Here is a 19,879-nt window from a genome sequence, read left to right as displayed (position 1 = left end):
TTGGAAACCGGCCCTATTGTTTGTTCGCTGTCGAAGGCGCTACTCTGCGGCTTGCCGCGCGTCTGATCTGGAAGCCAGTTCCGGCGGCATGTCACCGCCATAGGCCCAGTTGAGCAGTTTCACCGTGTGAACGGTTGGAATGTCTGTGCCGGTGCCGATCTGCGTCAGACAGCCGATGTTGCCAGCCGCGATCACGTCTGGGTTCGTGCTTTCGACATTCGCGACCTTGCGGTCGCGCAGCTTGGCCGCGATCTCAGGTTGGAGAATGTTGTAGGTACCAGCAGAACCGCAGCATAGATGGCCTTCCGGCGGGTCTTTCACCATGAAGCCTGCCGCTTCCAGCAATTGGCGTGGCGCGCGCTTGACCTGCTGGCCATGTTGCAGCGAACAGGCGGAATGGTAGGCAACGGTCATATCCATCTGCCGCTGCGGTTCGCCCAAATCCAGCTCGGCGCAATACTCGGTCACGTCCAGCGCGATGGCCGAAACGGCAGCGGCCTTGTCAGCATAGTCCGCATCGTTGCGGAACATATGGCCGTAATCCTTGATCGTCGTGCCGCAGCCGGAGGTGGTGATGACGATAGCATCCAAACCCTTCTGCATTTCGCGGGTCCACACGTCTATCATATGTTTGGCAAAGCCGTGGGCCTGGTCTTCGCGGCCCATGTGGTGGACGAGCGAACCGCAACACGCCTCACCTTCTGGCAAAACCACTTCGACGCCAGCACGGGTGAGCAATTCGATGGTGGCTTCGTTGATGTTGCCATCCAAAACAGGTTGGGCGCAGCCAGTGAGAAGCGCAACGCGGCCATGCTTTTCGCCGGTGGCGTTAAAGGTACCGGGCTTGGTAAACTTGTCGGTACGCTTCGTTGAAGCGGGGGCCAGCTTCAACATGGCCTCCAGCGGCTTCAATGCAGATGCCATGCCGAAGAGGCCAGCAAACGGTTTGCCGAATTTCGCAGCAAAGGTCGCTGCCGCAAACCGCTCGCGATAGGGCAGCACCTGCGCCAACAGATCACGAATACGCTGTTGGACGAAAGGCCGCTTGCCGGTCTTTTCGATATGCACGCGGGCGTGGTCCACCAGATGCATATAATGCACGCCGGACGGACAGGTCGTCATGCAGGACAGGCACGAAAGGCAACGGTCGATATGTGTGACCACCTGCTCGTCGGCAGGCCGGTCGTTTTCCAGCATATCCTTGATGAGATAAATGCGCCCGCGCGGGCTATCGAGCTCATTGCCCAGCGTCACATAGGTCGGACACGTCGCAGTGCAGAAACCACAATGGACGCAGGAGCGAAGGATCGAGTCCGCCTCCTTGATCGCCGGATCGGCCAGTTGCGCGAGGGAGAAATGTGTTTGCACCTGATTAGCCCTCCACGCTTATACGACCGGGGTTCAGCACCCCGTGTGGATCAAAATTCTCGCGGTAGCGGCGGGATAGTGCTGCGAGCGGGCCGGGCTGCGGGTGGAAAACCGGCGTTGCCAAGCGCTGTTCGGCGGTAGCGCGGATGAGTGTAGCGTGGCCGCCGCCATTGGTATTTACCGCGCCGCGAACAAGATCGGCCATGGGCTCTCCATCTTCCATCTGCATCCAGATCAAGCCGCCCTGCCAATCGTAAAAACACGAGATGGATGTCTCGTTAGCGATAGCTGCCGCGATGACGTGGCCGTGCGACGGCGTGCAGGAAATGCGCCAGACGGGCAGCGATGTGTCGCCAATGAAAGGTGCCACATCGCGTAGATCTGCCCATATTTTGCGGGATGCATCGACATCCGAAATATCGGCGTTTCCGTGAACGGCCAGCAGCTTGGCGAGTTTCTCGACACGGTATGCGACGGAGGCTTCGAACCCTTCCACGCGCAACAATGTGCGGGCGGGTTCGCCTCCATGTGCGGGCATATGGGCCGCGCTGGAAACCTCGCAATCGGAGCCCATAGCCGTTGCCATGGCCGAGCTGGCGTCCGCATCGGACAGGCCTTCGAAGGCAACCGTTTTTTCGGTTTCCGCACGGGGCAAAACTTTCATGGTGATGTCGGTAAGCACGGCCAGCGTTCCCCATGCGCCGGTGACGCCTTTGGAGAGGTCGTAGCCGGTGACATTCTTCACCACGCGCCCGCCGGACTTGAAAACTTCGCCGCGGCCCGAGACGGCGGCTATGCCGAGAATGTGGTCACGGGCGGAGCCTGCTTTGAGGCGGCGCGGGCCTGCGAAATTGGTGTTCACCATTCCGCCCAACGTGCCCTGCCCTGTGGCGTTGCCAAGCAATGGGCCGAGGTCTGCCGGTTCGAATTGCAATTCCTGATCATGCTTGGCGAGCAGCGCGTGAATTTCGGCCAGAGGAGTTCCGGCCTTCGCAGTCATCACCAGCTCTTCAGGTTCGAAAAGTGTAACGCCGGACATGCCGGACAGCTCGAGCGTATGCGCCGTCTGCATGGGGCGACCCATGGCACGTTTGGTGCCTTGGCCGATGATTTCCATCGGAATCTGCTCGCCCGCAGCCCACTGGACTGCCGCCAGAACATCTTCTGCGGTTTTGGGATGAAGGTCCGCGTCCATCGTATCCGTGGTCATCAGAATCTCGGCAGATCTGGAAAGGCGGTCTTGCCTTTATGGACGTGCATCCGGCCAAGTTCGGCACAACGGTGAAGCTGCGGAAACACTTTGCCGGGGTTGAGCAGATGGTCGGCATCGAAGGCGCATTTCACGCGCTGCTGCTGCTTGAGATCATCCTCGGTGAACATATGCTCCATCAGGTCGCGCTTCTCGACACCGACGCCGTGTTCGCCGGTAAGAACGCCGCCGACTTCGACGCAGAGTTTGAGAATTTCAGCACCGAATTCCTCGGTCTTTTCCAATTCGCCCGGCACGTTCGCATCGTAGAGAATGAGCGGATGCAAATTGCCGTCGCCCGCGTGAAACACGTTGGCGACGCGCAGATTGTAGTGGTCGGAAAGCTCACGCATCCGCGCCAGCACTGTGGGCAATTCCTTGCGGGGGATCGTGCCATCCATACAATAATAGTCCGGCGAAATGCGACCCACGGCGGGGAACGCAGCCTTGCGGCCCGCCCAGAATGACATGCGCTCTTCTTCGGTATTCGACACGCGCAATGTGGTGGAGCCATTCTTGGATGCGATCTCTTCGACGCGCCCGATGAGGTAGTCGACCTCGGCTTCAGGTCCGTCCAACTCGACGATCAGCAGCGCCTCCACATCCAGTGGGTAGCCCGCGTGGACGAAATCCTCGGCGGCCTGAATGGCGAGCGAGTCCATCATTTCCATGCCGCCGGGAATGATACCGGCGGAGATGATATCGGCCACGCACTGGCCGCCCTCTTCCGATGTCGGGAAGCCGATCAGCAGCGCACGGGCGGTTTCGGGCGATTGCAGAATGCGGACGGTCACTTCGGTAACGACGCCGAGCAGACCTTCCGAACCGGTGATGACGCCGAGCAGATCATATTGATCGGCTTCTAGATGTTTGCCGCCAAGGCGGATGAGTTCGCCCTCGATGGTGACCATCTCGATGCCCAATACATTGTTGGAGGTCAGGCCGTATTTCAGGCAGTGAACACCGCCGGAGTTTTCCGCCACGTTACCGCCGATGGAGCAGGCGATCTGCGAAGACGGATCGGGCGCGTAGTAGAAGCCTTCGCCCTGCACGGCGTGGGTGATACCAAGATTGGTGACACCCGGCTGCACCACGGCGCAGCGGTTGTCGTAGTCGATATCCAAAATCCGATTGAAGCGGCTCATTACCAGCAGCACGCCGTCCTCCAGTGGCAACGCGCCGCCGGAAAGCGATGTACCGGAACCGCGCGGCACGACCTTGATGCCCTCGCCGTGGCAATATTTCAGCACCTGCGCCACCTGATCCACCGTCTCCGGCAGCACCACGATCAGCGGCAATGCGCGGTAGGCGGTGAGACCATCGGACTCAAAAACCCGCATGCCGCTTTCATCCGCCACGACACCTTCGCCCGGTACGATGGCCTGCAGCGATTTGACGATGGCCGCACGGCGCGCGAGCACCTTTTGGTCGAGGGCAGGCATGACGAGACCGGACATGGAAAACCTTGGTTTGGTATCAGCAAGTTACAAGCCCGACCCTAAAGGTCGGGACCGCCATTCACCAGATGCAATTCTGGCGCAGGCGGTGGATGCTCTAACGGTTGGTCCTATCCTCAAAATCCAGCAGGTTGTGGCGACCCACGTCCTTGATGTTGCTCTCGCCGCAAAGGGCCATAGTGACATCGAGTTCCTTGCGGATCACATCAAGTGCGGCGGTTACACCTGCCTGTCCCATGGCACCCAAACCGTAGATATAGGCGCGGCCGATGTAAGTGGATTTCGCGCCAATCGCGATTGCCTTGAAAATGTCCTGACCAGAACGAATGCCGCTGCCCAAATGGACCTCGATACGGTCGCCCACCGCATCCACAATTTTCGCCAGCAAATCGATTGGCGCAGCCGCACCATCCAACTGTCGCCCACCATGGTTGGATACGATGATGGCGTCTGCGCCGATATCGGCTGCAATCTTTGCATCCTCAACATCATTGATTCCCTTGAGGATAAGCTTGCGGTCCCATCGCTGCTTGACCCATTCGATGGACGACCAATCGAGCGACTGATCGAACTGTTCGGAGGTCCAGTCGGACAGGGAACTCATGTCTTGAACGCCCTGCGCGTGGCCAACAATATTGCCGAATGTGCGGTTTTTCGTCTGCGCCATATTCCACAACCAGCGTGGTTTGGTGCCAACGTTCAGAATATTGGCCAGCGTTGGCTTGGGTGGCGCGGACAGGCCGTTTTTAACGTCCTTGTGGCGCTGGGCCAGAATTTGCAGATCGAGCGTTAACACCAGCGCCTCGCAATTGGCTGCGTAAGCCCGCTTGATAAGCGCCTCGATAAATCCCCGGTCGCGCATGACATAAAGCTGGAACCAGAAGGGTTTCGTAGTCGCTTCGGCCACGGCTTCGATGGAGCACACGCTCATAGTGGACAGAGTAAAGGGAACGCCCGCAGCTTCGGCTGCCAGAGCGGCGGCAATCTCACCATCGGCATGCTGCATCCCCGTCATGCCAACAGGCGCAAGCGCTACCGGCATGGCAACCTCGCGGCCAACCATGGAGGTCTTCAATGACCGGTTGTCGATATTCACCGCTACCCGCTGGCGCAATTTGTGGCGACCAAAGGCGTCGGTGTTATCGCGGTAGGTGCCTTCGGTGTAGGAGCCTGAATCGGCATAATCGTAAAACATCTTCGGCACACGACGACGGGCCAGTTCCTGAAGGTCGGCAATGGAGGTGATCGGCGTCATGTGTCGGCTCGCTGCTTTAAGTTCCCACTTGCACATTGCCCTTTTCACAACCGGTTTGAAAAGGCCAAGGCGATGCGGCAAACTGAATTTTGCAGATCACAAGCACAGAGGACCGCAGACAACAAAAAGCCGGCGTTGATTAGAACGCCGGCTTTCGTGATTTTCTGCATGTCGCTTCGGCTTAGGCCACTTCCGCCGCATCGAATTCAGCTTCGAAGCCCTTGGCATCCATGACGGAGTCGAAAACTTCAACCGGATGGACGAATTGGTCGAACTGCACAACAGGCTCGAAATTCTCCATCGTCAACACTGGTGGCTGGAAGAAGGAGGGATCGAATGGCAGATCGCTTGGCAGGTCGTCTGGTTCCTCGACCGGCTCTTCCACGGGGAAGTCGATCATAACTGGGTCATCAACCGGTGGTTCTTCCGACTGATCTTCAGTGCCGCCATCGCGCCATGCATCACGGGCTTCGCGAATGTCGTCGCGGGCTTCGCGGACGATCTCACGGGCTTCGTCCAGCGCATCACGGGCCTCGGCACGAACCTCGCGGGCCCCGTCTAGTTTGGCGCGAGCAGCTTCCATTGCGTCTTCGTCACCGGATTTGCGGGCTTCGCGGAATTCATCGCGGGCGGCACGAACGTCTGCGCGGGCTTCGTTCAAGGCTTCCTTGGCCTCGTTACGAACCTCTTTAGCATCGTCGCGCACCGCCTTGAAGGCGTCGATATATTCCTTGCGGGCTTCACGAATAGAATCGCGCGCCTCACGGGCCTCACTTCGTGCTTCGCGCATTGCACCACGATCACCGATCTCGGCTGCATCGAGGAATGAGTTGATGGCATCGCCGAGTGCCATTTTCAGTTCCGGGTCTGCGCCCAGATTCTTATCAACGAAGTTCCACATGCGTTCTGCAAATTTCATAATTCCGCTCCAGTTGCCCTGCCTTGGGTGGTCTATCGCTAGCAAACTGGCAGCGCTTGTCATCTCAATCTCATTGGCGCGGTGAGCGGTCCGTTATGCGGGAGCGAAAAGAAAAAGCTAAAATTTTGCAGGCTTCAGTTACACGAGATTTAGGGGGCAAGATTTCGTGGGGCGATCAAAGGGCGTATTGAGTTGCCGCGCGAAGCGTTTCATCACAGCGCCATGACACGCATCGACTTCACCACACGTCGCTTTTTCACGCCCGAGGCATTGGGCGCGGGCGGCCATATCGAACCGGGGCGCGCGGAAGCCAACCATGTTCTGAACGTTCTACGGATGGGCGATGGTGATCCGCTGCTGCTGTTCAACGGACGCGATGGAGAATGGCGGGCGACCGTTCAGCGTGAGGGGCGCAAGAAAGCGACGTTTGTTTTGGGCGAGCAGACGCGGGTTCAGCCAGAGCTTCCAACTTTGCGACTGCTGTTTGCGCCGCTGAAACAGGCACGTCTCGAATATATGATTCAAAAAGCAGTGGAGATGGGCGCTGGCCATCTGCAACCTGTGATGACCGCCTACACCCAAATGCGGAAGGTGAACATCGAGCGCATGGAGACGCATGTGGTGGAAGCCGCACAGCAATGCGGCGTGCTGGCCCTGCCCCAAGTTTATGATGTCCTGTCCATGCAGGATGCCGTCGCCGATTGCGGCACGGTAATTTTCTGCGATGAAATGGAAGCGGGAACCGGCGGCGCGCTGGATATTCTGCGTGATCTTACCATTACCGCTCCGCTCGCTGTTCTTATTGGCCCTGAAGGCGGCTTTTCGCCAGAGGAACGTGAATGGCTACACGCACAGTCTCACGTCCACGCCATCCCTCTCGGCCCGCGTATTTTACGCGCTGACACGGCGGCGGTTGCAGCACTTGCGCTGGTTCAGGCTGCCCGCGGCGACTGGATATAAAAGCGGACGAACGCGCAAACGTGAGCTTGTCATCTGCATTGCCCCTTGCCTGCCTCACTTCACGGGTCTAGCGATTTAGATAACAAAGACACGCGACGAAAGCCGACCCATGGCCCGCGACACCACCGACAACACGCCGCTGGAAAATTACGACCAGCTCGTCCACGCGCTCTCCGATGGCTGCAAGCCGAAAGACGAATGGCGCATCGGCACCGAACACGAGAAATTTGCCTATTACCGGTCGGATTTCTCGCCGGTTCCCTATGAGGGCGATCGCGGCATCAAAGCGTTGCTGGAAGGTATGCAGGCCAAGACAGGTTGGGAGCCGATTGTCGATGCTGGCAACATCATCGGCCTTGTTGCCCATGACGGTATGGGCGCGATCTCGCTGGAGCCGGGCGGGCAGTTCGAACTGTCGGGCGCACCGTTGGAAACCATCCACGAGACGTGCCGCGAATCCAACAAGCATTTACGGCAGGTGCAGGAAGTCGCCGACGAGCTTGGCATGGGGTTTCTGGGCCTTGGCGGCAGCCCGAAATGGACCTTTGCGGAAACGCCGCAAATGCCGAAATCCCGCTACGACATCATGCGCGCCTATATGCCAAAGGTCGGCACGCAGGGCCTCGACATGATGCATCGCACCTGCACCATTCAGGTGAACCTCGATTTTGGCAGCGAAGACGACATGCGCCGCAAAATGCAGGTGTCCACGAAGCTGCAGGCCGTCGCCAGCGCGCTGTTCGCCAACTCTCCCTTCACCGACGGCAAGCCCAACGGATTGCTGTCATGGCGCTCCGATATCTGGCGCGATACGGACAACCAGCGCGCCGGATTGCACGAGTTCGTTCTGGAACCTGATTTCGGCTTTGCAAAATATGTCGACTGGGCGCTGTCCTGCCCGATGTATTTCATCTCCCGCGATGGCGTGTATCGCGATTGCACCCACATCACGTTCCAGCAATTTCTTGACGGTGCACTGGAAGGCGAAGTGCCGAACGAAGGTGATTGGCAGAATCACATTTCCACCCTGTTCCCAGATGTGCGGCTGAAGAAATTCATCGAAATGCGCGGTGCCGATGGTGGCCCTTGGCGGCGCATCTGCGCCCTGCCAGCTTTCTGGGTCGGACTGCTGTATGACGATGCAGCGCTGGACGAGGCTGAGGCGCTCTGCGCCGACCTCGACTATGACGCTGTGCGCGCCATGCGCGAGGCAGTGCCCGCCAAAGGCTTGGCTGCACCGGCAGGCAAACGCACAGTGCTCGACGTCGCCAAAGACGCTATGGCTATAGCCCATCGCGGGTTGAACGCGCGCAACCGCCTGAACCAGTCCGGCGTTAACGAAACCCATTTTCTGGGCCCGTTAGACGAAGTGGTGGCGCTGAAGGAAACGCAAGCCGAACGCTTGCTCAAGCAATTCCGCTCCAACTGGGATAGCGATATCGACCATATTTTTGAAGAATACGGGTATTGAAGCCCACCCGATGGACCGCGCCTGGCGGACCATCGGAGTTTTGGTTTACATCAATAGCAGACGCGTACACCGCCTGACATGAAGCAGTTGGGGTGGAAGGCGCGAGGGCGGCTGGCCTTCACGTCTTCCGCAACCCCGGTCAGCGCGTCGTTACCAGCAACTGCCTTTGCAAGTGCCGCATCAAGGGCTTCATCGCTAGTGACCTCGCCACCGATCGCGGGCATTTCATCGGAGACATCTGAACGGAGCCGCATGGCAGCGAGTAACAGGTGCGCGTCGTTGCGCGCAGTGCCTAGCGCGATCAATTGTTCGGACAGCACCACCTGCGCCATCACGCCAGGAGGTACGGCTTTGGCACCCGGCTTTGCGTCTTGCGCAAGCGCAGAGCCAGCAAACGAAAGAGAGATAGCGAGAGCGAGTAGTAGAGTTCTCATGGGAACACTCCATATTGCAGATGCGTTAATCATGCTAAGCGACCTCGAAACGGTCAAATGAAATATGTCGTCATGCGATACGGCGATGCAAGGAGAACACCAGATGAACCTCACACAGCTTCTCGTCACGCAGAAGAATGTTGATGCCCTTTCACAGCAATTCGGCCTGTCCGAAGAGCAGGCACTGGAAGCGATGGGGGCGGTCATTCCCGCATTTTCGGAAGGGTTGAAACGGCAGACGAATTCCGCAGGTTCTGCAGCCGGCCTTATTCAGGCACTCGCTTCCGGCCAGCACGCACAATATGCCCGCGATCCGCGCATGGCGGTTTCCGAACAAGGGTTGAGCGAAGGCCAAGCTATTTTGGGCCATCTGTTCGGCAATAAAGACGTGTCGCGCGGCGTGGCGTCTCATGCGTCCGCTGCATCCGGCATCAGTTCCAGCCTCATCAAGTCTATGCTTCCTGCTATCGCCTCCATGGTTATGGGTGCGCTGCTCAAAGGTGGCACAGGCGGCGGTTATTCCAACATGGGCGGCGGCATCGGCCGCACGCTGGGCAAGGCTGCCGGTGGTGGCCTGCTGGGCACGCTGATCGAAGGTGTCGCAGGCGGTATGTTGGGCGGCAGCAAGCAGCCACGCGGTCGCTCACGCTCCGGTCAGGCACTGCCGAATTCTTTGGAAGGTCTGTTGGGCGGATTGCTCGGCGGTAGCCAGCAGCAACGTGCGCCAGCCCCCCGAGCACAATTGCCCCGTTCGCGGCGCCAACCATCACCACGCCAGCAGCGGCGGGCCAACCCCGGTGGTGGCCTTGGTGGATTGCTTGAAGATATTTTGGGCGGTGGCGGCACGCCGCGGCAGCGTCGTCGGGCCGATCCACGCACCCAGCAGCGCCCGAGCCGTCAGGCCAGCCGTCCACGCCAAACACCGCCACCAAGCGGTGGCGGCTTGAACGACATTTTTGGCGATATGCTGGAACCGGGCGGAAATACCAGCCGCCAGTACCAGAAACAGACAGGCGACGTGTTCGATCAATTCCTAGGGAACTGATTTTACTTCTGCACTCACGCTGTCGGCCTAGCGGCCTTCGCTGCATGTTTGTTACTTCGCTCCGCTGCGTGGGCGCGGCAGGTCTTGTTTATACGCCGCTCCGCTTGCCGCTTTATACGCCGCTCCGCTTGCCGCTTTATACGCCGCTCCGCTTGCCGGGACGCCGGGCGGCTCTTCGCCGCCTTATTATCCAAGCGGTAGGTCTTATTTCTTCGAGCTGCCCAACACCAAAATGTTGCCCGCCAGCACGCAGGTCAACCCTGCGATGGCGAGCAACGGGAAGCCGTAACCTTCGAATACTGCGGAGATGAGCAGCGCAAATACGGGAAACAGCACTGTCGCGTAGCTCGCGCGGCCCGCGCCGATGCGGCCGATCAGTGTCAGATATGACCAGAAGGCCAGCACGGAAGAAACGAGCGCGAGGAAGACGAGCGATCCGATGTAAACGGGCGTCCAGATAATCGTGATGCTGTTGCCAAGCGCCAGTGTCATCAGCAACGCAAACAATGCGCCATAGCTCATGCCCCAGGCGGAGGTCGGAATAATCGGCACTTTCGCTCTTTGAAGTGCTGCAGAAATCTGGCTGCCAACGCAAAATGACAACGTGCCTGCCACGCACAGGCCGAGGCCAAACATCGTGCCGCCGGTCCAGTCCTGCCCCTCCATCTGCGGCGCGAACATGAGCGCGATGCCAGCGAAGCCGAGCAGCGCCCCAGCGACCACGCGGGCGCGAGGTGCTTTGCCAGAAAGCGCGAAAATGAGCAGCAGATTGAAGACGGAGGCTAAAGAAAAGACCACCGACAGCAGGCCGGAAAACAGATAGGCCGAACCGTAGTAGAACAACATGAAGTTGAAGCAGAATATGAAAAAACCCATCCCGCAAAAAGCGAGATGGGCACGCATGGGAAAGGCCACGCGCTGTTTCGTACCGAGGGTCCAAACCCACATCACGGACGCTGCAATAACGAAGCGCCAGAAGAGAGACGTTTGAACAGCCACCTCACCAACCTGCAGCGCGAGCGCGTACCAACTGCCGCTCCACGACGCGACGAGCACGACGTAAAGAACATAATCGACAGCGGTGAGCCGCCGGTCAGAAGGGTTGGCATCGACCAGTCTCGGGTCGGCTACAGGTGTGACAGAGTCAGCCGTCATGCTTGAACGTCATTGGAAGAGTCTCGGTAAATTCGCCCTAGAGCGGGTCGCGTGTGCTGGTGGTAAAACGCCGTCTGGCAGCAAGAACCTTCAGGTGCAAACCGGAGTCAGCCACCGGCTTCGACAGAGCTTCCACCACGTCGCCATGGCTCACGCCAATATCGCGCAGCACGAAATCAGGAGCGGTGAGCAAAGCCTCGATCTCCGCGTGTTTCTTGCGGGCGGTCCATGTGGTGCGAAGGCGCACGAACTGATTGATTGCAACGGTGGCGGGAGCCGGAATGTGAAGTTGCAGGGAGCGCAAGAGAGCGAAGGGAGAGGTCATGGTCTTGTCCTTTTTAGCGTGGGGCTTTCAACCCGTGTTGTCGTTGGCGACCCGACTGATATGCGCTCGAAAGCACTATCAATCCAACGAATGTTTCTGATAGCATTCATCACGAACCGTGATGAATGCGTGAGGCACCAAAATGCTCGATATCGACCAGCTAAGAACATTCCTTGCCGTGGTAGAGACCCAGAGCTTCACCCGCGCGGGCGACCGCGTCGCGAAAACTCAATCTGCCGTTTCCATGCAGATGAAGAAGCTTGAGGAGATGGTGGGGCGACCGCTTTTCGTGCGCGAGGGGCGAGGCATCACTGTCAGCGAAGACGGCGTGCGGCTGATACCCTACGCCCGTGACATCGTTGAACGGTCCGCCGAAGCGCTGGCGGCTTTCGACGACACTGCGTTGCGCGGACAGGTCTATCTGGGCACGGCAGATGATTACGCGGAGCGGTTGCTGCCCGCAATTCTGGCCGGTTTTTCGCAAACGCATCCGCTGGTGGAGGTGAATGTCAACTGCGAAAACTCCTACCAGCTGGACGCACGTATCGGCGCTGGCGAATTGGACATGGCAGTCGTCACTCACAATGAAGTGGCGCGGCGTTCCGAGCTCATCCGCACCGAACGGTTGCTGTGGGTCACATCGTCCCGCCACATCGTGCACACCGCAAAGGTGGTGCCGCTGGCGTTGGGGTCGCCTCATTGCATCTGGCGTATGTCTGCACTGGAAGCGTTGACGAAAGCAGGCGTCGAACACCGGCTGCTTTATGCCAGCTATTCGGCGACGGTCGTCGGCGCTGCAGTGTTGGCTGGACTTGCCGTTGCGGTGTTGCCGGAATCAGCACTTCGCCCCGGAATGCGGGTGCTGGATTCGCACAATCGCTTCCCGCCACTGCCCGATTGCGAAATCGGCCTGTTGCATGGCCATCGGGAAAAGACGGATTCATCGCGCGCATTGGCCGATCACATTCGCACCTGCATCCAATCTCTTCCCGCCATGTCGCAGCGGCCCGACGGCAGCTATATCGAATTCGCCATGGACCCGTTCGCCGCGAAACCGATGCCCGATTTTTCTAAGCCGGGGGCGTCTCTTGGGGTAGGCTGAAGGATGCCCGAATCAAAGAACGCATCAAAAGACACAAACGCGCTGGAAGTCTCCGTCTCGGAACTGTCCGGCAAGCTGAAGCGGACGGTCGAAGACCAGTTCGGCCATGTGCGTGTGCGCGGTGAGATTTCAGGCTATCGAGGGCCACATTCTTCCGGCCATAGCTACTTTGCGCTGAAGGACGATCGCGCTCGCATCGACGCGATTATCTGGAAGGGTCAGAACGCGAAGCTGGCCCATAAGCCCGAAGAAGGGCTGGAGGTTATCGCGTCAGGCAAGCTGACCACCTATCCGGGTCGGTCCAGCTACCAGATCGTCATAGACCACATCGAACCCGCCGGTGCCGGTGCGCTGATGGCCCTGCTGGAGCAACGCAAGAAAGCGTTGGCGTCGGAAGGGTTGTTTGCCGACGAGCGCAAGCAGCTCATCCCCTTCATGCCCCGCGTCATCGGCGTGGTAACCTCCCCCACCGGCGCCGTGATACGCGATATTCTCCACCGGTTGATGGACCGCTATCCGGTCCATGTGATCGTCTGGCCCGTGCGGGTGCAGGGCGAGACATCCGGGCGCGAAGTGGCCAATGGCGTCTATCAGTTGAACCGATTCGGTGACGGAACCGACTGGCCTAAGCCCGACCTCATCATCGTCGCGCGCGGCGGTGGTTCGCTGGAAGACCTTTGGGGTTTCAACGATGAAGCGCTGGTGCGCTCCGTTGCTGCATCCGACATTCCCGTCATTTCTGCCGTCGGCCATGAGACCGACTGGACACTGGTGGATTATGCCGCCGATCTACGGATGCCCACGCCTACGGCTGCTGCTGAAAAAGCGGTGCCGATCAAGGCTGATCTGGAAGCCCATCTCGCCAATCTATCCGCCCGTCTGCGCGCCGCCGTAAGCCGTGTTGCGGAAACACGGCGCACGTCGCTGCGGGCCACATCACGCGGATTGCCATCGCTCGACAATCTGCTCGCCCTGCCCCGTCGCGCCTTTGACGAGGCTGCTGCCGGACTGGGTCGCAACCTCGTTCAGCGGGTCGAGCGGGCGTCGTTCAGCTACGAACGAGCCGCCGGTGGCCTGCGCCCGCTGCTGTTAGAAAAGCGGTTGGCAGCGAGTGGCGAACTGCTGGCGCGACAGATCGAGAACCATCAGCGTGCGCTGCGAAATGCAACGCGCAGCAAACGCCAGCGCTTCGATGATCGTGCCGGTCGGTTGTCACCAGACGTGCTGAACCGCCCGATCAGCATGGCGCAGCGTAATCTTTCGCAAGCAGCAAACAAATTGCGGCCCGAACCGCTGGTGCAACGTGTGAGCGCAGGGCGCGATGCTTCCAACAAAGCCTTCGCGCGTGTGGACCGCTTGACCACGGCTTCGCTTGCGCAGGCGAAAGAGCGCTTCGAGCGGGCCGAGCGAATGCGCGAAAGCCTGTCGTATAAATCCGTTATTCAACGCGGTTATGCTGTGCTGCGTGATGATGCAGGTGCGCTGGTGGACAATGCTTCGAACGTGGCTGTCGGCGACAATATTCATGTCGAAATGCGCGACGGCTCTTTCGGTGCGAATGTGACAGACACGAACGCAGCTCCGCCAGCCAAGGTCGCCCAGTCCGCTACTGTATCAAAGCCGAAAACGCCGAAGAAGGCCGCCAAGCCACCGGCAACAGATCAGGGCAACCTGTTTTAAGTTCGGCACACGTAAACTGCTTGCCTAACGGCGCGTTACCCACAGCCCCCTGCCGCAGGTTCGCCACAAGTTCATTATCGGTTGACGATTACGGCTGCATAGTCACGCAGTTGGGTTCGGGCAAAACGTAATGCGAGGAGATGCAGCAATGCAGTTTGCCCAGAATTCCGACCGAATTCCGAAGAATGACAACACAAACGATTCCCTTTCACGGGAAGTGGAGCAGTTACGCGAGCAATTGAAGGTGAGCGAGATTTTTGATCCCGTCACCGGATTGCCGAACCGTGCCCAGTTTTTGGAGCGTTATGGAGCAGAGTTTCGCCGTGCAGTGCGCTTCGACCATGCGCTTTCCGTCGTGATGATCCGCATTCGGGGCTACGATCACCTGCTCGCCAATCGCGGCGAAGAAGCGGTGGAAAAAGTAATGTGCTCGCTCGCTACCATGTGCGAAGCGGCAAGCCGCACCGGCATTGATATTCCAGCGCGCTACGACATTGCAGAACTTGCGGTCGTGCTGCCGGAAACGCCTTTGGCTCACGCCCTGCTGTTTACCGACCGGCTGCGTGATCTCGTGTCCCGCACGCCCATAACGCTGGACAGTGGCATGGTTCGCCTCGGCGTTCGGATGGCTGCAGACACCATCATTCCCGATGATAAAGGCCCGCAGGACAGCATCGCCCGCGCAAGGCGGACGCTTTAACTCGGCCTGGTTTTTTCAAGAACAGCGCCATAAGGCGAGGAATGGTACGGCTGGAGGGGCTCGAACCCCCGACATCTGGCTCCACAAGCCAGCGCTCTACCAGCTGAGCTACAGCCGCACAGTCACAAGAACCAGATTGGATCGCGCAACGCCCGCTTCATAGAGGCAAGGATGGTGCCCGCGCAAGACCAAACCGGCAGTCAAAGATCGCCAATCGGCGATTTTTCTATGGGTTGGCAGCTTGAACCACCACGCGCCGGATTAACTGTGAACCACAATAGGACAGATTCCAGCACCACTAGCGGTGGAACGGAGCCGCAAAAGGCTGTATTTACGTTTCGTTAAGGTTGAGTACCGGTGCTGTTGGCTTGCCATATGGTTTGCAGCAGGCCGGCGGAAACGAGTGTGAAGCATGGTCCAGTCCCGTCTCTCCTATATCGACCTGTCCGTCGAAGACGCGCTGCGGGGGTATGTCCTGTCCGGTCGCGCTGCCCTGCTGCTCGCCCGCGACAATCACGATGTTCTTTGGGCGAATGCCGATGGCGCACGCCTGTTGGGAGCATCATCACTGCGGCAATTGCTGGACGGTGAAGGTAACGCAAACCCCGCTATCATGCGGCAAATTCAGGCTGCCGCCAGCCAGTTGGACCACCGCGAAGAGACTGCGGCCATGGTTCGCGCCCGCCTTGGCTTCAAAACCCAACTGGTCGCGCTCGGGCTAACGCCGCTGACGCTTAGCAATGGCGAGACCGCCGTGCTGGTGGTGAGCGATGAAATGCACGGTCGCCGCTACGCTGAAACCGATATGGCGCAGGCCGCCGTCGAAGGTCTGGATGGTTTCGGTCACGCTTCAGCGGTCATCGGAAATACAGGCGAAATCATCGCAGCCTCTGACAAATTCGCCATGCTGGACCTTTCTGCCGAACAGCTGACCAGCCTGACCGATGAAATGGCCAGCGAAGATGACCGGCTCATCAAGCGCATGCTGACCACACCCGGCGGCGACATTGCCATCGGTCTGGCGCGTCTGGCTGATTCCCCTGCCCGCCATCTGCTGATCGTTGCTGATGGTGATGGAGACGGCGAATTGAACGCAGCACCTGCCGCAGCAGAGGCCGAACCTGCCATCGAAGAAGACGCAGCACCCGATACAGCGGAAGAAGAGGATGATGCCGCACCCATCGTCGGCGCATTTTCCAACCGCCGTTCCACGACGCAAGGCATGGGCCGCTGGTACTACAAAGCTCCAAAGGCTGATGCGAACGAAACGGATGACGCACCAGCAGATACACAAGCGGAAGACGCTGCTGAAAGCGACGAAAGCCAAGAAAGCTCGATCGGCGCGGTTACCGCGGCTGCCGTCACGGCTGCTGCGGCGGCTGCAGCAGCCACAGCAGTTGCATCGTCATCTGAAGAGGTTTCGACGGACGAAACGACAGCTTCTGATGAAGACACTCAGAATGAAAGCGACGTTGCTCCGGAAAGGGTCAGTGCCGTTCACAAGCCTACACCGCCTATGGCGCTCGTTGCTGAAGATGCTGACGAGACAAGCACAGACTCAGCTAAGCCTGAATTAGATGAAAAGCCCGCAGACTCCGGTGAGACTAGCAACACCGACGCTGAAGAAGGTGATGCAGAGCTCGTCGATGCTTCGAGTGAATCGGATGAAGACCAAGAGAACGCCTCGGAAGAAGAGCAACCTGATGATGAGGTTTCTGCAAAACAGCCAGAAGCCGAGATCGAAGACGCAGAACCGGTTGCCGCTTCAATCGCAACCGACCTAGAACCAGACACCGAAGACAAAGAAGCCGATGGTTTCCGCTTTGCATCCGCTGCGCGTCCTGTGCGTTTCACATGGGCAACCGGGCCGGACAAGGCGTTCAGCGCCGTCTCGGCTGAACTGGCAAACACTGTTGGACCCCGCGCATCAGCAATCGACGACATGGAATGGTCGCAGGTTTCCGAAAAACTCGGCTTTGAAAATGGGGATGTGATCGACGAATTATTGGACAAAGGCGACACTTGGTCCAACCGCACGGTGCTATGGCCTGTAGACGGAACCGATCTTCGCGTTCCGGTCGATCTGGCTGGCCTGCCGTCTTACGATACCGCACGATCATTTCGCGGCTTCAACGGCTTCGGCATCATCCGCACCGCCGATGCGATGGTGGACGATACGCTTGTTGAAGATGCCGAAGACGAGACGGATAACGATCTTCGCCAGTTGGGCAGCGACTACGAAGGTGGTGAAAATGATGAAGCAAACGCTGATCATGAAATCGCCAGCAATGTCACCGCGCCAATCGGTTTTCTGAAACCGTTTTCCTCAGACACAAAAACTGATGAGGCCAACGAGCCGGAAACAAGCACCTCCGATACAGAGACGACCCGCGTCCTATCCAGCGACGAGACGTCCAATTTCCGCCAGATCGGCGAAACCCTGACAGACAATGCAGCAAAGGCCACCGATGACGAAGAGGCGGAATCAGCTGCCGATAGTTTCGTGCCATCCGCCTTTGCAAACCGCGCAATCGCTGAACCAAATGTCGAACCGGAAACAGAAGAGGACAACTCTTCATCCGCCGAGACTGACAGTGAATCCAAAGCAGTTCCGAAAACTGATCGTGCCAATGTCGACACGTCTATCCTGTCACGTCTCCCGATTCCGGTTCTCGTCTATCGCGATGACGAGTTGCTGTTCGGCAATGATGAATTCTTCTCCACCACCGGTTACGCCGACCTGCCTGAACTCGCCGAACGTGGCGGTGTCGCCGCGTTGTTTGCTGACGCGGATGCTAAAGGCACCAGTCCAATCCGCCACCGCGACGGACACGATTTGAACCTCCATGGCAATCTGCAAAGTGTGCCGTGGGACAGCGAAAAAGCGATGCTGCTAACCCTGCGCCACACGCCACCCGGAAATGGAAATAGCGACGACCGGGGCGGCGATGAGGGCGGAAAGGGCAACGGCCCTGCTCCTGCTCCAAGCAGCAATGATCGTGGCAGCCGCAGTGAACCGCGCGAGGCCGACCGCACCAACGTGATGCCTTTCCCACGTCTTGCCGCACGGGGCAGCGATGTCGTTGAAGATGAAGTCGCTGCCACAACGTCAAAAAACCCGCTTTCACCTGAAGTGGCCGCCCGCGACATTTTGAGCTTGCAGGTAGAAGAAGCGCGTCAGCGCATGAACTTACGCGGAGATGGCGAAACACCGTCGACTTCCGACACAACGAGCCCGACGCGGGAAGCCAGCCCACACTTCACCGGTATGCAGGCGGATGATCTGCGTGCGATTCTCGACGTTTCCACCGACGGTGTCATCATCGTGTCGAATGAAGGCGTTGTGCGCGACATCAATCGTTCTGCCGAAGCTTTGTTCGACGTGGATGCCGAGGCCATCGCGCACCGATCCATCACACGACTGCTGGCGCCGGAAAGCCACCGGACCGCACTCGATTATCTCGCCAATATGGGCGCGACGGGCGTTGCCAGTCTGCTGAACGATGGCCGTGAAGTCGTGGGCAAAACCTCGCAGGGCGGGCTGGTTCCGCTGTTCATGACGGTGGGCCAGTTGCAGCACAGCGACGATTGCTGCGCGGTCGTGCGCGACATCACCCATTGGAAAAAAGCCGAAGAAGAACTGCTGACCACCAAGGCCGCAGCAGAAGGCGCAAACGAACTCAAAACGCAGTTTCTCGCCAAGATCAGCCACGAAATTCGCACACCGCTGAACGCCATTATCGGCTTTTCGGAAATGATGATCGAAGAGCGCTTGGGCCGCATTGATAACGACCGCTATCGTGGTTATCTGCGCGACATCAATCGCTCCGGCGCCCACGTTTTGGACCTGGTCAACGACCTGCTCGACATCACCAAAATCGAAGCCGGCAAGATGGAAATGGACTTCGATGCGGTTGATCTCAATCGCACCGTTTCTGAAAACGTCGCCATCCTTCAGGCAGAAGCAAATGCCGACCGCATCATTATCCGCACCAGCCTGTCGACAGTGGTGCCGAAGGTCGTGGCCGACCAGCGCAGCATGCGGCAAATCGTGTTGAACCTCGTGTCCAACTCCATCAAGTTCACCAAGTCCGGCGGACAGGTGATTGTTTCGACAGTCTATGAAGACAGTGGCGAAGTGGTGCTGCGGGTGCGCGACACTGGCGTTGGTATGAGCGCAAGTGAAATGGAACAGGCGTTGCAACCTTTCCGCCAGACAGCATCAGCCGCCGTTAGCGCAACCAAAGGCACGGGCCTCGGTCTGCCTTTAACCAAGGCATTGGTGGAGGCGAACCGCGCTGACTTCCACATTGAAAGCACTCCCGACGAAGGCACGCTGGTGGAAATTCATTTCCCCGTGCAGCGGGTTTTAGCGGACCGCTAACGCGCTTTTTGTTTGCGCTCACGCTGTCGGCCTAACGGCCTTCGCTGCGCGGGCGCGGCGCAGCTCGCGCCGGACGGGCTTGCTCGCCTTGATGCTTTCTCGAAACACCGCGTTACACACCTGCCGGTACATAAGAGTGATCGGCGTGAAACGCAGACAAAAAAAAGCGCGGGCATCGCTGCCCGCGCTGAAAATAGTTAATTTGGCTGTGGGCAGTGGCGGATCGTATCTCTGTTGCGCGGTAGCTCAAGTTGGCTGATTGCGCGGTGTGAAGCTAAAATGCACGTCAAACCTTGCTAAATCCTTGCCGGAAACGTTCGCATTTGTTCGAAACGGGCTTGTTTTGGCGCAAGGTAAACTTTTGCGAGATAAATC

At 58.7% G+C, this 19,879-nt stretch carries 15 protein-coding genes and 1 tRNA gene; 7 read left to right on the top strand and 9 right to left on the bottom strand.

Translation table 11 applies throughout. The features are described from left to right. Positions 1–39: 39 nt before the first annotated feature. The 5 genes from glcF to R2A130_RS09405 all read right to left on the bottom strand — a co-directional run bounded on the left by glcF (position 40) and on the right by R2A130_RS09405 (position 6,248). Positions 40–1,368: a glycolate oxidase subunit GlcF gene (glcF, locus tag R2A130_RS09425; RefSeq protein WP_009757796.1), complete on the bottom strand. Its 1,329-nt coding sequence runs from the start codon at positions 1,366–1,368 to the stop codon at positions 40–42. A gap of 4 nt (positions 1,369–1,372) precedes the next feature. Further along, complete coding sequence (locus R2A130_RS09420) at positions 1,373–2,578, bottom strand: FAD-binding protein (RefSeq protein WP_009757795.1); 1,206 nt, start codon at positions 2,576–2,578, stop codon at positions 1,373–1,375. Beyond that, positions 2,578–4,074 carry an FAD-linked oxidase C-terminal domain-containing protein gene (locus R2A130_RS09415; RefSeq protein WP_009757794.1) on the bottom strand — a complete coding sequence of 499 codons (1,497 nt, stop codon included), beginning with the start codon at positions 4,072–4,074 and terminating at the stop codon, positions 2,578–2,580. The genes R2A130_RS09420 and R2A130_RS09415 overlap by 1 nt, the downstream gene beginning before the upstream one ends. A gap of 97 nt (positions 4,075–4,171) precedes the next feature. Then, complete coding sequence (locus R2A130_RS09410) at positions 4,172–5,329, bottom strand: alpha-hydroxy acid oxidase (RefSeq protein ID WP_009757793.1); 1,158 nt, start codon at positions 5,327–5,329, stop codon at positions 4,172–4,174. Between the two features lie 181 nt (positions 5,330–5,510). Then, entirely contained in the window at positions 5,511–6,248 is a 738-nt protein-coding gene (locus R2A130_RS09405; protein ID WP_009757791.1) for a hypothetical protein, read from the bottom strand. Positions 6,249–6,470: 222 nt separating this feature from the next. Here R2A130_RS09405 and R2A130_RS09400 point away from each other — a divergent pair, with 222 nt between their 5' ends. After that, positions 6,471–7,208, top strand: a complete 738-nt coding sequence (locus tag R2A130_RS09400; RefSeq protein WP_040305696.1) for a 16S rRNA (uracil(1498)-N(3))-methyltransferase — start codon at positions 6,471–6,473, stop codon at positions 7,206–7,208. 109 nt (positions 7,209–7,317) lie between these two features. After that, positions 7,318–8,679, top strand: coding sequence for a glutamate--cysteine ligase (locus R2A130_RS09395; RefSeq protein ID WP_009757789.1), 1,362 nt, complete (start codon positions 7,318–7,320; stop codon positions 8,677–8,679). Between the two features lie 50 nt (positions 8,680–8,729). Here R2A130_RS09395 and R2A130_RS09390 read toward each other — a convergent pair whose 3' ends face one another. Beyond that, complete coding sequence (locus tag R2A130_RS09390; protein WP_009757788.1) at positions 8,730–9,113, bottom strand: hypothetical protein; 384 nt, start codon at positions 9,111–9,113, stop codon at positions 8,730–8,732. 103 nt (positions 9,114–9,216) lie between these two features. Between R2A130_RS09390 and R2A130_RS09385 the strand changes: the two genes are divergently transcribed. Further along, the gene (locus R2A130_RS09385) at positions 9,217–10,158 is read left to right on the top strand and encodes a DUF937 domain-containing protein (RefSeq protein WP_009757787.1); all 942 of its coding nucleotides are present in this window, start codon (positions 9,217–9,219) and stop codon (positions 10,156–10,158) included. 204 nt (positions 10,159–10,362) lie between these two features. Here the strand turns inward: R2A130_RS09385 and R2A130_RS09380 are convergent, their stop codons facing one another. Both R2A130_RS09380 and R2A130_RS09375 read right to left on the bottom strand, forming a co-directional pair. Beyond that, a complete protein-coding gene (locus R2A130_RS09380) occupies positions 10,363–11,313 on the bottom strand; it encodes a DMT family transporter (RefSeq protein WP_009757786.1) in 951 nt (316 codons plus the stop codon). A 37-nt stretch (positions 11,314–11,350) separates the two neighbouring features. Continuing rightward, positions 11,351–11,638: a hypothetical protein gene (locus R2A130_RS09375; RefSeq protein WP_009757785.1), complete on the bottom strand. Its 288-nt coding sequence runs from the start codon at positions 11,636–11,638 to the stop codon at positions 11,351–11,353. A gap of 142 nt (positions 11,639–11,780) precedes the next feature. Between R2A130_RS09375 and R2A130_RS09370 the strand changes: the two genes are divergently transcribed. The 3 genes from R2A130_RS09370 to R2A130_RS09360 all read left to right on the top strand — a co-directional run bounded on the left by R2A130_RS09370 (position 11,781) and on the right by R2A130_RS09360 (position 15,120). Then, positions 11,781–12,740 carry a LysR substrate-binding domain-containing protein gene (locus R2A130_RS09370; protein WP_009757784.1) on the top strand — a complete coding sequence of 320 codons (960 nt, stop codon included), beginning with the start codon at positions 11,781–11,783 and terminating at the stop codon, positions 12,738–12,740. Positions 12,741–12,743: 3 nt separating this feature from the next. Then, positions 12,744–14,420, top strand: a complete 1,677-nt coding sequence (gene xseA / locus R2A130_RS09365; RefSeq protein WP_009757783.1) for an exodeoxyribonuclease VII large subunit — start codon at positions 12,744–12,746, stop codon at positions 14,418–14,420. A gap of 148 nt (positions 14,421–14,568) precedes the next feature. After that, positions 14,569–15,120: a GGDEF domain-containing protein gene (locus tag R2A130_RS09360; RefSeq protein WP_009757782.1), complete on the top strand. Its 552-nt coding sequence runs from the start codon at positions 14,569–14,571 to the stop codon at positions 15,118–15,120. Between the two features lie 42 nt (positions 15,121–15,162). Here the strand turns inward: R2A130_RS09360 and R2A130_RS09355 are convergent. Next, positions 15,163–15,238 (bottom strand) — tRNA-His (locus R2A130_RS09355). Between the two features lie 294 nt (positions 15,239–15,532). On the opposite strand from R2A130_RS09355, the gene R2A130_RS09350 reads away from it, so the two are divergent. Continuing rightward, on the top strand, positions 15,533–19,504 hold the full coding sequence (locus tag R2A130_RS09350) for a HAMP domain-containing sensor histidine kinase (RefSeq protein WP_009757781.1): 3,972 nt from the start codon (positions 15,533–15,535) through the stop codon (positions 19,502–19,504). Positions 19,505–19,879: the final 375 nt, after the last annotated feature.

This window comes from Ahrensia sp. R2A130, assembly GCF_000179775.1.
Classification (GTDB): domain Bacteria; phylum Pseudomonadota; class Alphaproteobacteria; order Rhizobiales; family Rhizobiaceae; genus Pseudahrensia.
The sequence above is the reverse complement of the archived record's forward strand: the minus strand, read 5'-3'. Positions and strand labels throughout refer to the sequence as shown.